The following is a 13,839-nucleotide window of genomic DNA, read 5'->3' as shown; positions in this document are numbered from 1 at the left end:
GGCAGGGCTCAGAGGTGCAGGGTAGGATGGGTCAAGCGATGTTGTTGCAGAATGAACTGGCGCAGGCGCTCGGTTTCATCCAGGTCGTTCTGGCTCAGTTGGTAGGCAAAGAAACCCCGCTCGGTTTCTTTTTCCAGCGTGCCACGCAAGGCGATCCGCTCATAACCTGATGGGCTGAACCACAAGGCGAAATGCTTGGGTGCCTTGGTCTTGTTGCGAATCTCCAGCAACACCCCTTTGAACGATACTTCGTGCACCCACAGGGTGCCGGGTTGGCCCTTGGCGTTTTCCAGCGCCACCGGTTCGTCGAGTACCAGCCGCCATGGCCGGACCGATGGCCCGCCTTCATAAATGCTCGGCACGCCCAGGCGCAGGTGCATGGCATGAAATTCGTCTTCCACCAAATGCAGGGGGAAGGTCATTTGCTGGTTTTCGAAGTTGGCTTGCAGGGTGACCTGCTCATGCGCGGCCAGGCGCGTGAGAAGGTCACGGATCTGCGAGCCACCGTTTACCAGCAGGCTCGACGTCGCATCCCGCACATTCAGCTGCGGGTTGTGTTGCATGGTCTGGATAAAATCCAGCTCGTCCTGGGTGAGGAGCGCGTCGCGTTGCATGATGGGCTCGAAAAATTTAGTTACAGAGGCACTGGTGATTGTAGTTAATGACAATTAATTCGCGGTTTTGTTTTTGCCGTTCGTCGCTTTGAGCGCATCAAGCTCGGCCTGGACCTCGGCCAATTGCGCTTCAAGCTGCACCACTCGCTGCTGCGCCTTGACCTGGATGGTCACGTCCTTCTGTACGCCAATGAAATAAACCTGCCCGTCACTCGGACTTTTCACCGTCGAAAGCGACAGTTCGTTCCAGAACGGCGTGCCATCCTTGCGGTAGTTGCGCAGGATTTCCCGGCAGGAGCCTTCACTGTCCAGTGCGTCACGAATCTTCGGCAAGGCGTCCTGGTCGCGGTCGCCTGACTGCAGGAAGCGGCAATCCTGGTAGAGGATTTCTTCGCTGGTGTAGCCGGTGAGGCGTTCGAAAGCCGGGTTGACGTAGATCAGGATCTTGTCCTGATCGCCTTCCTTTTCGGCAATCACGATACCGTCGTTGGAGGCATTGATCGCCAGCTGCAGCAGCTTCGCGTTGATCATCGGTAAAACCCTTCCTTGTTGGTCGTCTGTGGGATTCTAAAAGAACAATCCAGACCGTGCTGTTAATATCCCGGTCTTTTATTCAGCTTCAGGATCAGATTGATGAAAGTCGCCATCATTTCCGGCTCGGTGTACGGCACGGCTGAAGAAGTTGCCCGCCATGCCACCAATATTTTGAAAGACGCCGGTTTCGAAACCTTCCACAACCCCCGTGCCAGCCTCGCCGATCTTCAGGCCTTCGCGCCCGAAGCCTTGCTGGCGGTGACGTCGACCACCGGCATGGGCGAGCTGCCGGACAACCTGCAGCCCCTGTACTCGATGATTCGCGACCTGCTGCCCAGTGCCTGGCGAGGCTTGCCGGGGGCGGTGATCGGCCTGGGCGATGCGAGCTATGGCGATACCTTTTGCGGCGGTGGTGAGCTGATGCGCGAGCTGTTCGGTGAGTTGGGCATTGTCGAAGTCCTGCCGATGCTGCGCCTGGACGCCAGTGAAAGCGTGACCCCGGAAACGGACGCCGAGCCTTGGCTGGCGGAACTGGTCGACGCCCTGCGGGGCTGATCGACACCGCTGACTCGCTCGGCCATCAAGCTGGCTGCCAATGCAACTACGCGAACCTCGGAGGGTGACTAGACTCGGTAGTCATTGGAAACACTCCATAATAAAAACCGAGGTTCCTTTTCGTGAGCGTAGCCCCCGTCCAATCCGCTTCCAGCGTCAAAGACCAAGTCAGCGCTGCCGAGTGGCAGGCCCGCGTCGACCTCGCTGCCTGCTACCGCCTGGTCGCCCAGCATGGCTGGGATGATCTGATTTTCACCCACATCTCCGCCAAGGTGCCCGGCACCGAAGACTTCCTGATCAACCCCTATGGGCTGATGTTTCACGAAATTACCGCCTCGAGCCTGGTCAAGGTCGATCAGGCCGGCAACAAGTTGATGGACAGCCCCTACGAGATCAACCCGGCGGGGTACACCATCCATAGTGCGGTGCATGAAGTTCGCCACGATGTCGTGTGCGTGCTGCACACCCATACGGCTTCGGGCGTGGCGGTGTCGGCGCAGCGCCAGGGCATTCTGCCGATCAGCCAGCAGTCGCTGTTTGTCCTGTCCAGCCTGGCGTATCACGCCTATGAAGGCGTTGCCCTCAACCACGAGGAAAAGGCGCGACTGCAAGCCGACCTCGGTGAAAACAATTTCCTGATGCTGCACAACCACGGTCTGCTGACTTGTGGCAGCACCATCGCCGACACCTTCCTGGCGATGTTTATCTTTCAGCGCGCCTGCGATATCCAGGTCATGGCGCAGAACGGTGGCGCCGAACTGATTGCCATCGAACCGCAGATTCTCGCGGGGGCCAAGGCGATGATCGCCGGTGTCACCAAAAGTGCTCAAGGAATGGGCGGAGCGCTGGCCTGGCCGGCGCTGCTGCGCAAGCTCGATAAACTCGACCCGGGATATAAACTCTAATGCAACTTGCCGAGATCCCCCTGAGTGTCTGGCGCAAGCGCGGCCAGACTTTCCTGTTTCGTGGTCACGCCATCCGTTACTGGACGGCGGGGCAGGGTGAGCCGCTGTTGCTCATCCATGGTTTCCCGAGCGCCAGTTGGGACTGGCATTACCTTTGGCAACCCTTGGCCCAGCGTTATCGGGTGATTGCCTGTGACATGCTCGGTTTCGGCGACTCGGCCAAACCGCTGAATCACGAGTACAGCCTGCTGGAGCAGGCCGACCTGCAACAGGCGCTGCTGGCCCACCTGGGCGTCGAGCAACCGCTGCACCTGCTGGCCCACGACTACGGCGACAGCGTGGCCCAGGAACTGCTGGCCCGGCACTACGAAGCGGGCATCGACCTCGCCAGTTGCGTGTTCCTCAATGGCGGGCTATTCCCCGAAACCCATCGCCCGGTGCTGGTGCAAAAACTCCTGCTCAGCCCGCTGGGTTGGATGATCGGCCGTGCGTTCAGTCGCGATGGCCTGGTGAAGAGTTTCCGCCAGATCTTCGGCCCACAAACCCGTCCCAGCGAGAGCCAGATGGATGATTTCTGGAGCCTGGTCGAAAGCAACCACGGCCCACGGGTCATGCATAAATTGATTGCCTACATCCCCGAGCGGCGAGTCCAACGCGAGCGTTGGGTCGGGGCGATGCAGCGCGGCGACGTGCCGCTGCGGGTGATCGATGGCGAGGTCGATCCGATTTCCGGTGCGCACATGGTGGCGCGCTATCGTGAGCTGATCCCCAACGCGGACGCGGTCCTGCTCAGCGACATTGGTCATTACCCACAGATCGAAGCGCCATGCCAGGTGCTCAAGCACTACCTGGCGTTTCGCGACCGGTTGATCGCAATGCCGCTCAAGGTGGCCTGCTCCTAGTAGCCCTGTGGAAACCGCCCCTCGCGACCACACCCGATCCCCTGTAGGAGCTGGCTTGCCAGCGATGGAGGTCAACGATGACGCGGGGAGCCTGACACCCCGCGGTGCTCTCAGGTTTTTCGCGAGCAAGCTCGCTCCTACAGGGTTCATGCTCATCATCCCCCTGCCTTATCGCACACCATTCAGCCTCCCCCGTATTCATTGTGACCGGCAACGCCGTGCCTGACACTCCAATCCATTGTCCCTGGCCTGCTGGAGTTCCCCATGAATGAGTCTGTGCGTTTCGAAGATAAAGTCGTGATCATCACCGGCGCGGGTGGCGGCCTGGGACGGGCGCACGCACTGCTGTTCGCCAAACAGGGCGCCAAGGTGCTGGTCAACGACCTCGGCGGCTCGACCCAGGGCGAAGGCGCCAATGCCTCGGCGGCAGACCGCGTGGTCAGCGAAATTCGTGAGGCGGGCGGCACCGCCGTGGCCAACCACGACTCGGTCACCGACGGCGACAAACTCGTCCAGCACGCCCTTGACGTCTTCGGTCGCGTCGACGTGGTGGTCAATAACGCCGGCATCCTGCGCGACAAGACCTTCCACAAAATGGAGGATGGCGACTGGGACCTGGTCTACCGCGTCCACGTCGAAGGCGCCTACAAAGTCACCCGCGCCGCCTGGCCGCACCTGCGCGAGCAAAACTATGGCCGGGTCATCTTCACCGCGTCCACCTCAGGCATCTACGGCAATTTCGGCCAGTCCAACTACGGCATGGCCAAGCTCGGCCTCTACGGCCTGACCCGCACCCTGGCCATCGAAGGCCGCAAGAACAACATCCTGGTCAACGCCATCGCCCCCACCGGCGGCACCCGCATGACCGAAGGCCTGATCCCGCCGCAAGTGTTCGAGCAACTCAAGCCGGAACTGGTCAGCCCGCTGGTGGTGTACCTGGCCAGCGAGAACTGCCAGGAAACCTCCGGGCTGTTCGAAGTCGGCGGCGGCTGGATGGGCAAGGTGCGCTGGGAACGCAGCCTCGGCGCCGGGTTCGATCCGCGGGTCGGTTTCTCCCCGGAAGACGTCGCGGCGCACTGGCAGCAGATTTGTGATTTCGAGGGCGCGGCGCATCCGAAGGACAATATTGAAGCGCTGAAGGAGATGATGGGGAATTTGCAGAAGTATTCGATGTAAAGAAAGTTTAGATGAGGGAGCAAACTTGCGGGCTTGCTCCCTCTCTTTTTATGTGGCTATAACTAGACTTTGAAGCCTGCTTTTCCGTTGTCTAGTCTCCACTGTTTTATTGCATTTAGCACCCCCGTCGGGCTGTCTTCAATGCCCTGTCTTGGGTCATACAAAACTCCCGTGCCATCGGGGTGCTCTGAGGTGCTAACAATGGTTTCAACAATTGCATCGTGTTCTTCTTCAGAAGAATAATTACCTTCGAACAAACGTTCAATCAGAGCCATATATTCGGCTTCTGTGTATTCTTCCAGTTTGCTCTTAAGGGTCATTTTTTTACTCCTTTTGCCTTGGCGTGAGTTTGGATATGCGATTTAGGCGTCATGATTTGAAGGTTGTCCATATCATAGACTTCACCGCCTTTCCCGATTGGGATGATATGGTGGATTTCATACTTGATTCTCTTGCCCACTTGATCTTGAGGAAAGGCAGCTGGAGCGAGCCCCTGCTTCATGTCCATTTGCCTTAGTTTTGTAAACTGGCCGTTCAATAGCTCATCGTTACTCACAGCTTTCCAAAATTCGCTGCGGAAATTTTTAAATGTCGAAAACCTTCGTCCTCGGAGTTTGTCCGCAATCTGCGCGGGAATCGGTGCACCTTCGGTCATTGACGCTGTCTCCAACCAATTTCCAGATATTAACTGTCCTGTCCCACTAGATAGACCGGGTTCGCTCCGCCGATCCCTGAGCATCACAAACTGAGGCGGAATTCCCGACTCAATCGGGAACACATAGATGAAGCCACCAAAGCTGTAGAGATCCAACTCCGGATTTGTATCTACCCTTCCTTCGATGGCGTTGGCGCTGGCACCTGTGTAGGGGGCAACGTCCGGTTCCTTCACCGGAAGAGTCGTTGACGTATCGCCTGGTCTGACAATTGGCGTCCATGTCATGCCAGGGGATTGGGCGTCCGGGGTTTCAGTCCTGTAGATTTTTTGAACTTGATCGTAAGTCGCGAGACGAACCGGCACTTTGCGAGGCACCGTGTTGCCGTTCGTGGCAACGACAGAATACTCGGTGGCGTCATCCACAGTTTTGGCGCCGACGGTGACCGGCAGCTCGATTTCCCCGTTGGCCAGGGCGATGGCATGCAGTTCGTCGGCGTCGTATGTCGTCAGATCCGAGAGCGGCACGCTCAAGGCGTACGGCTCTTTGTTGTCCCTCAATGCGTAATAAACAAGCGCTGCGACACCCACGACGATCACGACACCTGACGCTGTGCCGATAGCTGCTGCCAACGCCGTTATTGCAGTGGCTGCCGCCGAGCGCAGAGCAGTCTTGATCGCGAGCTGGGTGACCGCGTCGACGGCCAGTGTTCCTGCCGCAACGGTGAACACCGGACCGCTTGCCGCCGCCGCGCCCGATACTGGAAACGAGCGAACTCCCTTCGCGGCATCAAGCGCCGCCATTGCCTCGCGGAGTGCCTGTTCCTCAGCTTGCCGTTGATTTTCGAGACGCAGTTGTTCGGCTTGACGCTTTACTTCGGCCTCGGCTTCCAGGCGTGCCTGTTCAGCAGCGATATACCGTGCGGCAGCCTCAGCGGCAATCCGGGCTTGCTCGCCGGCCATCCGCTCGGCTTCAGCCAGTGCAGCTAACCGCGCCTGCTCTTGCGCAAAGGCCAGTGCTTCAGCTTCAGCCCTGATGCGTGCCTGTTCAGCCGCGACACGTTGAGCTTCCTGTTCAGCTGCCAGTCGCGCCTGTTCAGCGGCCTGCATGCCATTGAAGGTGTGTTGAAGGTCGACAGTTCGCTGATGGAGAGATTGCAGGGTTTGAGAAAGTAATCTGACCTCGATCGCGGCTCTGAGGGATTGATTCAAAGCCTGCATGGCAATGCCTTCCGGCCCCGGCCACTTCTCCATCTTCGTGGCCTTGAGCATGAATTCATTGATATGTCGATTAAACGGGTCGCCTCCATAAAACGCATTGGCAGAAGCTGATTTAATGTTAAGTTCAGCGGTTTTTCGTTCTGTAACTTTGTTCAGTACGCCTAATTCCCGGGCGATTGATTGCAATGGTGGCACCGGGTCCGTGGGGCCTTCATTTCGGGTCGCTGTAAGTTCTGCTTCCAGGGTTGCCGGTAGCTGGGCGGATCTGGTTTGATACTCCTGTTCCAGCGCTCGAGTGGTGTTTATTACGGTTCCACGATTTTGATTATAAGTTGATACCCCAGGTCCAAAAGGTCCAGCTTGCAAACGCGTTCCCGATTGGGGAGGGGGAATAAAGTGATCGGGTGCTACCCCGATTGTTACCAGCGGTGTGTCTATTTCAAGAAAACCGGGCCTTGAATTTTTGTCCTTGGGGCGCGCTGGTGGCCTTTGCATATTAAAATCCTTTTAGTAGGCGCGTGTTTGGAATGCAAACTTGTTGGCGCGGTTACGCTACCAACCGTCTCGTCTGGCCACTAAAAAGTTACAGCTAAATGACAAGTAAGGGGTCTGAGAAGTGCGTAGGCTTTTACAGAGGAAATTGAGAGAGGTTTCGATCCGGCAGGAATATATGCTGGATTATCTTTCTGTGTGAAAAGCTATTTCTTATAGTGTTATAGGAAATTTCTTGTAGGACGTACGTTTTAACTTTAGTGGTTGGGAAATTCCGCACAAACCACCGCCCATAAAAAAGGCCGCTGCAAACGCAGCGGCCAAAGAAGACGTTGGATCCAGGAGCTACAAATCAACGTCGATGTACACGGGGCGATGACTCGATACGTTCAAATCATCTGAAATCTGTCGCGAACCGCGAGGGCGCTTTGCGGCTGCTTTTCCGAAAGCGCAGGGCAAGAATAAGTCTTTGCCTGCCAAGGAAAAATAGCGATCGCGGAGATGCACCGTTACGGTTGGTGCAACAGTCCTGCCTGCCAGCAGCGTAGACCATGTTTCTGAATGATGCCTTCACATCCAGTGTGTCTATGCCCCGCGCAATCCCCCCGTGCCACGCAGTCATTCATCCTTTCGAGCGACACCACGAATACCTCCTTGGTGCGCTTATCGCTCCCGGCGTGCGGCAGTAGGGTGTGGCCTTCTGTCACTCACCGGGGAAGACGCATGACAAAAACAACAATGCGCGCCATCTTCACACCGCAGGCGCTGGCCGTTGCGGTGGCCTTGGGGTGCTGTGCCCAGGCGCAGGCGCTTTCATTCAACATTGGCGAAATCGAGGGCACGTTCGACTCTTCGCTGTCGGTCGGTGCGAGCTGGGGCATGCGCGATGCCGATGATGCTCTGGTCGGCATCGTCAACGGTGGCAGCGGGCAGGCGTCGACGGGTGATGACGGGCGGCAGAATTTCAGCAAGGGTGAAACTTTCTCGAAGATCTTCAAGGGTATTCACGACCTTGAACTCAAGTACGGCGACACTGGTGTGTTCGTGCGTGGAAAGTACTGGTACGACTTCGAATTGAAGGACGAAGACCGGCCGTTCAAGCCGATCAGCGATCACAATCGCAAAGAGGGCTCCAAGTCGTCCGGCGGGCAGATCCTCGACGCCTTCGTCTATCACAACTATTCCATCGCCGATCTGCCAGGCACGGTGCGCGCCGGCAAGCAGGTGGTCAGTTGGGGCGAAAGCACCTTCATCGGCAACTCGATCAACAGCATCAACCCGGTCGACGTCTCGGCTTTCCGCCGTCCCGGTGCAGAGATCAAGGAGGGCCTGATTCCGGTCAACATGCTGTTCGCCTCCCAGGGCCTGACGGACAAGTTGACGGTGGAAGGCTTCTATCAGCTGGAGTGGGACCAGACCGTCGTCGATAACTGCGGCACCTTCTTCGGCACCGACGTGGTGGCCGATGGGTGTGACAAGGGCTACACCGTGGCCAGCCCGGCCATTGCGCCACTGCAGCCGATTGCCGCTGCGTTTGGCCAGGGTTTCGAGGTCACCCGCGAAGGCGTGGTCGTTCCTCGTGGTCAAGACCGCGATGCCCGGGATTCCGGGCAGTGGGGTACTGCGCTGCGCTGGCTGGGGGATGACACCGAGTACGGTCTGTATTTCATGAACTACCACAGTCGTACGCCCAACGTCGGTACCACGACGGCCGGCCTGTCCACACTGGCGAGCATTCCCGGAATTGTCGCGGCCGCCAACCGTATCGCTCCCGGTAGCGGCTCAGGCCTGGCGCAAAGCGTAATGCTCGGTCGCGGCCAGTATTACCTTGAATACCCGGAAGACATTCGCCTGTATGGCGCGAGTTTCTCCACCACCTTGCCCACCGGCACGGCGTGGACCGGCGAGATCAGCTATCGCCCCAACCTGCCCGTGCAGATCAACAGCACCGACCTGACCCTGGCGATGCTCAACCCGATTGCCGGTGGCGCCGCGTCGCCGATCCAGACTTCACCGGGTGCCGACAACAAAGGCTACCGGCGCAAGGAAGTGACCCAGGTCCAGAGCACCCTGACGCACTTCGTCGACCAGGTCGCGGGCGCGGATCGCCTGACCCTGGTGGGTGAAGCGGCCGTGGTCCGGGTCGGTGGCCTGGAGGCGCGCAGCAAGTTGCGCTACGGCCGCGACTCGGTGTACGGCCAATACGGCTTCGGCGGTGATACCGATGGTTTCGTCACGTCGACCTCCTGGGGTTATCGCGCCCGCGCCATCCTCGATTACAACAACGTCATCGCCGGGATCAATTTCCGTCCCAACCTGTCGTGGTCCCACGACGTCGCCGGCTACGGCCCCAACGGGCTGTTCAATGAAGGGGCCAAGGCGGTCAGCCTCGGCGTCGATGCGGACTACCGCAACACCTACACCGCAAGCCTCAGTTACACCGACTTCTTCGGCGGTGACTACAACGTGCTCGAAGACCGCGATTTCGTCGCGTTGAGCTTTGGCGTGAACTTCTGACCTGGCTGAAAAAGGATGAATTCAATGCGCAAGATGATTCTGCAATTGGGCACCGCCCTGGCCCTGAGCCTGCTGGCCGTCAACGTGATGGCGGCGGTATCGGCCGAAGAAGCCAACAAGCTCGGTACCAGCCTCACGCCCCTGGGCGCCGAGAAGGCCGGCAATGCCGCCGGAACGATTCCAGCCTGGACCGGTGGTATTCCCAAGAATGCGGGTGCGGTGGACAGCAAGGGCTTTTTGGCCGATCCGTTCGCCAATGAAAAACCCTTGTTCATCATCACCGCCGCGAACGTCGACCAGTACAAGGACAAGCTGTCCGATGGCCAGGTCGCAATGTTCAAGCGCTACCCCGAGACCTACAAAATACCGGTCTATCCGAGCCATCGCACGGCGGCACTGCCGCCGGAGGTTTACGAGGCGGCCAAGCGCAGCGCACTGAATGTGACGCCGACCAATGACGGCAACGGCCTGGCCAATTTCACCGGCAATCGCTACTACGCCTTTCCGATTCCGAAGAACGGGGTCGAGGTGATCTGGAACCACATCACCCGTTATCACGGCGGCAACCTGCGTCGCACCATCACCCAGGCCACGCCCCAGTCCAATGGTGATTTCACGGTCATCCGCTTCAAGGACGAAGTGGCGGTGCCGTCACTGCTGGGAGACCTGAAGCCAGGCAGCGATGAAAACGTCCTCAACTATTTCAAGCAGGAAGTCACCGCGCCGGCGCGCCTGGCGGGCAACGTGCTGCTGGTCCACGAAACCCTCGACCAGGTCCAGGAACCCCGCAAGGCCTGGATCTACAACGCCGGTCAGCGCCGTGTGCGCCGGGCACCGCAAGTGGCCTATGACGGCGTGGGCACCTCGTCCGACGGGTTGCGCACCACGGACAACTTCGACATGTTTTCCGGAGCGCCGGATCGCTATGACTGGAAGCTGATCGGCAAGAAGGAAATGTACATCCCCTACAACAGCTACAAGCTCGACTCGCCTAACCTCAAGTACACCGATGTGATCAAGGCCGGGCACATCAACCAGGACCTGACCCGCTATGAACTGCATCGGGTCTGGGAGGTGGTCGCCACGGTCAAGCCCAATGAGCGGCACGTGTATGCCAAGCGCCACATGTACATCGACGAAGACACCTGGCAGGTGGCCCTGGCCGATCATTACGACGGTCGTGGCCAGCTCTGGCGGGTGGCTGAAGGGCACGCGCAGTTCTACTACGATCATCAGGTCCCGGCCTACACCGTTGAAGCGCTGTACGACCTGATTGCCGGTCGTTACATCGCCCTGGGGATGAAGAACGAGGAGAAGCGCAGCTTCGAATTCAACATCGCCGCCAAAGCCGGGGACTACACGCCTGCAGCATTGCGGAGTACAGGTGTGAGGTAGATTTCCTACAGCGTTTGCACAAAAAGGTGACCTCGTGGTCACCTTTTTTATAGGGCTCGATAAGTGTGTTGAATACTTCTTCAATAAGCGCTCGACAGGGGGCTAGGGTGGCGCCACAAAAATAAAAAGGCGCACCACTATGACTGCCATGACGACGTGTCTGGACCGTCCTGGACACCTGCCCCGATTGTCTCCACATCACTTGTATCGCGCGCGCCTGGTCGAGCCGTTGCTGGCCTCGACGGCGCGGGTGAAATTGCTCTGCGCGCCGGCCGGCAGTGGCAAGAGTGCGCTGCTCGTCGAGTGCATGCTCAATGCGCCTGCAACCTGCCAGGTCCGCTGGCTGCCAATGGCGGGGGAGGCGCTCAGTGTCGATGGCTTTTGCCAGCGCCTGGCGCAGGCGCTGGGACTAGCAACGGCGGATGAGTCGGTATTGTTGGAGTACCTGGCTCGATTACCGACCGCAACCTGGCTGTTTATCGATGACTATTGTCGTGTTCCTCACCCGGCGCTGGACCTGTTGCTCGATCGCTTGCTGGCCGGCAGCAGCCCGATGATCACCTGGTGGTTGAGTGGGCGGCGACGTGCGCAATGCAACTGGCCACGGCTGCTGCTCGGTGACGAGCTGTACGATGCCGAGCCTGCCGCACTGGCGTTCAATCAGGATGAAATCGAAAAACTCTTGCATCACCTGGAGCCGGCCCTGGCCGCAAAAGGTGCCGAGAGAATTTTCCGGAACAGTGGTGGCTGGTGCGCCGGGGTGCGGATAGCGCTGCTGCAAAAATGCGACTGGACCCGCCACGACACCCCGAACGGTCGACCGGATACCCTGCACGACTACCTGGAGCATGAGCTCTTCGCCCATCTGGCGCCGGAGCTTGCCGAGGCCTGGCGGGTGCTGGCGCAGTTGCCACGGTTCAACGCTCGGCTCAGCGATCACCTGTTCGGCGCTGGCGAGGGCGCGCAATACCTGAGTGCGTTGCAGGAGCGGGGCTGTTTCATCGAGCCCTGGCAAGACTCCACAGACTGGTTGCAGGTCTTCGCTCCCCTGAGCCGTTTGATGCGCGATGAACAATGGCCGGCCGCACGCTTCTGGCATCGTCGTGCCTGCCAGTGGTTCGTCGCCGAGCAGGACTGGAAGGCCGCGTTTGAACAGGCCTTGCTGGCGCAGGAGTTCGAGGTCGCCGTCAGCCTGTTGCAGCATTTCGGTTTCGAGCAGTTGTTCGAAGAGCAGACCGTCGTTTTGCTCCTGCGTTTGCACGAGCAACGCGGCGAGGAGTTGCTGTTTGGCTCGCCGCAACTGGTCGGCTTGATCACCGCGGCCTTGTTGTTCGCCGGGCGCTTCGAGCAGGCCGCCGAGTGCATCGAACAATTGTCGCGATTCAGCCCCCAGCCGTCGGCATTTCTGCAACGGCAATTGATCGCACGCTGGCAGGCTCAACAGGGTTGGCTCCTGCATTTGTTGGGGCGCATGGATGCGTCCCGGGCGCACTTGCTCGAGGCGCTCGACGAGCTCGACCTCGAATGTTGGCCTGCCCGGCTGATGTGCCTGTCCGGGTTGACCCAACAGGCCTTGCTGCGGGGCGAACTCGACGTCGCACAGGCGCTCAGCCGGGAGGCGTTGTGTCTCGCCCGGGCGCACGGCTCACTGGTATTCGAAGGCTTGCTGGAGCTCGATCACGCGCAATTGCTCGAGCAGCGCGGAGCGTCCGGCAGGGCCGATGACCTGCTCGCCCACATGCACGGCCTGCTCTGCAGCCAGCATGGCAATGCCGGACCCTTGTTGGGGCGGATCGCCCTGCGTCGCGGCCGCTTGAACCTGAGCCTGGGCCGCGAGCAACAGGCGGCCATGTACTTCGAGACCGGTCTGCAGATCTGCTTGCGCAGCCAGGACAAACGCGCGCTGTATGGCTTCCTCGGGCTGGCCCAGCTGGCGGCGAATCGCCTCGATTACGCCCAGGCATTCGACCAGCTGCGCGACGCCGAACGGCTGATGCAGCAACGGCGGATTCCCGAGACCGTGTATCGCGGAGTCTTGCTGCACACCAGTATCCATTTCTGGTTGCAACAAGGGCGACCGCAACTGGCGTACCAGGCCCTGACCCGGGTGTTGCGTCACTATCATGGCCCCTGTGCACGCCAAGCCCCTCCGGCCACGCTGGAGCTGATTGACGGCCTGGAATTGCTGCTGGTCCTGACCGAGGTTTACCTGGGGCAGGCGCAAACGCCTCTGGAGCGGCTTGAAGGGCAACTGCAACGGGCCAGGCAGCGGGGGATGACGGCGCTGCAAGGGCAATTGCATCTGGCGCTGGCTGAAGTCGCCTGGCTTGCAGGCGATGCGGACGCTGCCCGGCAAGCACTGGCGCAAGGACTGGCACTGGTCGAGCGGTGCAACCTGCAACAGGCCCTGCGCGATCTGCAGTTGCGCCAGGCGCAGCTGCCGCAAGCCATTGGCGTGACCGAGTCGCGCGATGATCCCCAGGCGCCGGGTGCGGACCAGAACCGCTTGAGCCAACGTGAAATACAGGTTCTGCGGCTAGTGGCGCAGGGCAACTCCAATCAACAGATTGCCGATCTGTTGTTCATTTCCTTGCATACGGTCAAGACCCACGCGCGACGCATCAACGGCAAGTTGGGTGTGGAGCGCCGGACGCAAGCCGTGGCCAGGGCGAAAGTATTAGGTATTGTTACTTGATGTTTGAATTGGCAGGTACTTTGTCTGTTCATGAATGCACACAAGTTTCGGGGTGTACTTCGCTGGCTGGAGTGTTTATAAAATTTGAATCGCCCCGGTAGTGACAGTCATTCAGTTTGAGTTTTGAACAGGATTGGGGCGTTCGCAGTAACAATCTGCATAATGATGGATGCAAAAAGGA

The 13,839-nt window shown here is 59.2% G+C and carries 11 protein-coding genes and 1 pseudogene; 8 read left to right on the top strand and 4 right to left on the bottom strand.

From position 1 onward, the window contains the following. Positions 1-8 precede the first annotated feature (8 nt). Positions 9-614 carry a hypothetical protein gene (locus NPS56_RS06655; RefSeq protein ID WP_274073983.1) on the bottom strand — a complete coding sequence of 202 codons (606 nt, stop codon included), beginning with the start codon at positions 612-614 and terminating at the stop codon, positions 9-11. Between the two features lie 54 nt (positions 615-668). Then, a complete protein-coding gene (locus NPS56_RS06650; protein WP_274073982.1) occupies positions 669-1,145 on the bottom strand; it encodes a PAS domain-containing protein in 477 nt (158 codons plus the stop codon). A 102-nt stretch (positions 1,146-1,247) separates the two neighbouring features. On the opposite strand from NPS56_RS06650, the gene NPS56_RS06645 reads away from it, so the two are divergent. The 5 genes and pseudogenes from NPS56_RS06645 to NPS56_RS06625 all read left to right on the top strand — a co-directional run bounded on the left by NPS56_RS06645 (position 1,248) and on the right by NPS56_RS06625 (position 4,686). Beyond that, positions 1,248-1,703, top strand: a complete 456-nt coding sequence (locus NPS56_RS06645) for a flavodoxin (protein WP_274073981.1) — start codon at positions 1,248-1,250, stop codon at positions 1,701-1,703. Positions 1,704-1,825: 122 nt separating this feature from the next. Further along, complete coding sequence (locus NPS56_RS06640; RefSeq protein WP_274073980.1) at positions 1,826-2,608, top strand: class II aldolase/adducin family protein; 783 nt, start codon at positions 1,826-1,828, stop codon at positions 2,606-2,608. After that, the gene (locus tag NPS56_RS06635; protein ID WP_274073979.1) at positions 2,608-3,510 is read left to right on the top strand and encodes an alpha/beta fold hydrolase; all 903 of its coding nucleotides are present in this window, start codon (positions 2,608-2,610) and stop codon (positions 3,508-3,510) included. The genes NPS56_RS06640 and NPS56_RS06635 overlap by 1 nt, the downstream gene beginning before the upstream one ends. A 64-nt stretch (positions 3,511-3,574) precedes the next feature. Next, a pseudogene (locus NPS56_RS06630) lies at positions 3,575-3,679 on the top strand (outer membrane lipoprotein carrier protein LolA); the annotation flags it as partial. 95 nt (positions 3,680-3,774) lie between these two features. Further along, entirely contained in the window at positions 3,775-4,686 is a 912-nt protein-coding gene (locus NPS56_RS06625) for an SDR family oxidoreductase (RefSeq protein WP_274073978.1), read from the top strand. A gap of 62 nt (positions 4,687-4,748) precedes the next feature. On the opposite strand, the gene NPS56_RS06620 is transcribed toward NPS56_RS06625, so the two are convergent. Then, on the bottom strand, positions 4,749-5,006 hold the full coding sequence (locus NPS56_RS06620) for a bacteriocin immunity protein (protein WP_274073977.1): 258 nt from the start codon (positions 5,004-5,006) through the stop codon (positions 4,749-4,751). After that, the gene (locus tag NPS56_RS06615; RefSeq protein ID WP_274073976.1) at positions 5,003-7,054 is read right to left on the bottom strand and encodes an S-type pyocin domain-containing protein; all 2,052 of its coding nucleotides are present in this window, start codon (positions 7,052-7,054) and stop codon (positions 5,003-5,005) included. Before NPS56_RS06615 ends, NPS56_RS06620 begins: the two co-directional genes overlap by 4 nt. A gap of 720 nt (positions 7,055-7,774) precedes the next feature. Between NPS56_RS06615 and NPS56_RS06610 the strand changes: the two genes are divergently transcribed. The 3 genes from NPS56_RS06610 (at position 7,775) to NPS56_RS06600 (ending at position 13,658) form a co-directional block, all read left to right on the top strand. Beyond that, the gene (locus NPS56_RS06610) at positions 7,775-9,568 is read left to right on the top strand and encodes a DUF1302 domain-containing protein (protein WP_274073975.1); all 1,794 of its coding nucleotides are present in this window, start codon (positions 7,775-7,777) and stop codon (positions 9,566-9,568) included. A gap of 24 nt (positions 9,569-9,592) precedes the next feature. Continuing rightward, the gene (locus NPS56_RS06605) at positions 9,593-10,963 is read left to right on the top strand and encodes a DUF1329 domain-containing protein (RefSeq protein ID WP_274073974.1); all 1,371 of its coding nucleotides are present in this window, start codon (positions 9,593-9,595) and stop codon (positions 10,961-10,963) included. A 139-nt stretch (positions 10,964-11,102) separates the two neighbouring features. After that, positions 11,103-13,658, top strand: coding sequence for a helix-turn-helix transcriptional regulator (locus tag NPS56_RS06600; RefSeq protein WP_274073973.1), 2,556 nt, complete (start codon positions 11,103-11,105; stop codon positions 13,656-13,658). Positions 13,659-13,839: the final 181 nt, after the last annotated feature.

It is taken from the genome of Pseudomonas putida (assembly GCF_028682635.1).
Classification (GTDB): Bacteria; Pseudomonadota; Gammaproteobacteria; order Pseudomonadales; family Pseudomonadaceae; genus Aquipseudomonas; species Aquipseudomonas putida_AE.
This window is presented reverse-complemented; position numbering and strand designations above follow the sequence as displayed.

Excerpts from the sequence above, each read along its gene's own strand:
- NPS56_RS06620 (WP_274073977.1), bottom strand. The coding sequence starts at position 5,006 with ATGACCCTTAAGAGCAAACTGGAAGAATACACAGAAGCCGAATATATG.
- NPS56_RS06625 (WP_274073978.1), top strand. The coding sequence starts at position 3,775 with ATGAATGAGTCTGTGCGTTTCGAAGATAAAGTCGTGATCATCACCGGC.
- NPS56_RS06610 (WP_274073975.1), top strand. The coding sequence starts at position 7,775 with ATGACAAAAACAACAATGCGCGCCATCTTCACACCGCAGGCGCTGGCC.
- NPS56_RS06605 (WP_274073974.1), top strand. The coding sequence starts at position 9,593 with ATGCGCAAGATGATTCTGCAATTGGGCACCGCCCTGGCCCTGAGCCTG.
- NPS56_RS06650 (WP_274073982.1), bottom strand. The coding sequence starts at position 1,145 with ATGATCAACGCGAAGCTGCTGCAGCTGGCGATCAATGCCTCCAACGAC.
- NPS56_RS06615 (WP_274073976.1), bottom strand. The coding sequence starts at position 7,054 with ATGCAAAGGCCACCAGCGCGCCCCAAGGACAAAAATTCAAGGCCCGGT.
- NPS56_RS06635 (WP_274073979.1), top strand. The coding sequence starts at position 2,608 with ATGCAACTTGCCGAGATCCCCCTGAGTGTCTGGCGCAAGCGCGGCCAG.
- NPS56_RS06600 (WP_274073973.1), top strand. The coding sequence starts at position 11,103 with ATGACTGCCATGACGACGTGTCTGGACCGTCCTGGACACCTGCCCCGA.
- NPS56_RS06645 (WP_274073981.1), top strand. The coding sequence starts at position 1,248 with ATGAAAGTCGCCATCATTTCCGGCTCGGTGTACGGCACGGCTGAAGAA.
- NPS56_RS06655 (WP_274073983.1), bottom strand. The coding sequence starts at position 614 with ATGCAACGCGACGCGCTCCTCACCCAGGACGAGCTGGATTTTATCCAG.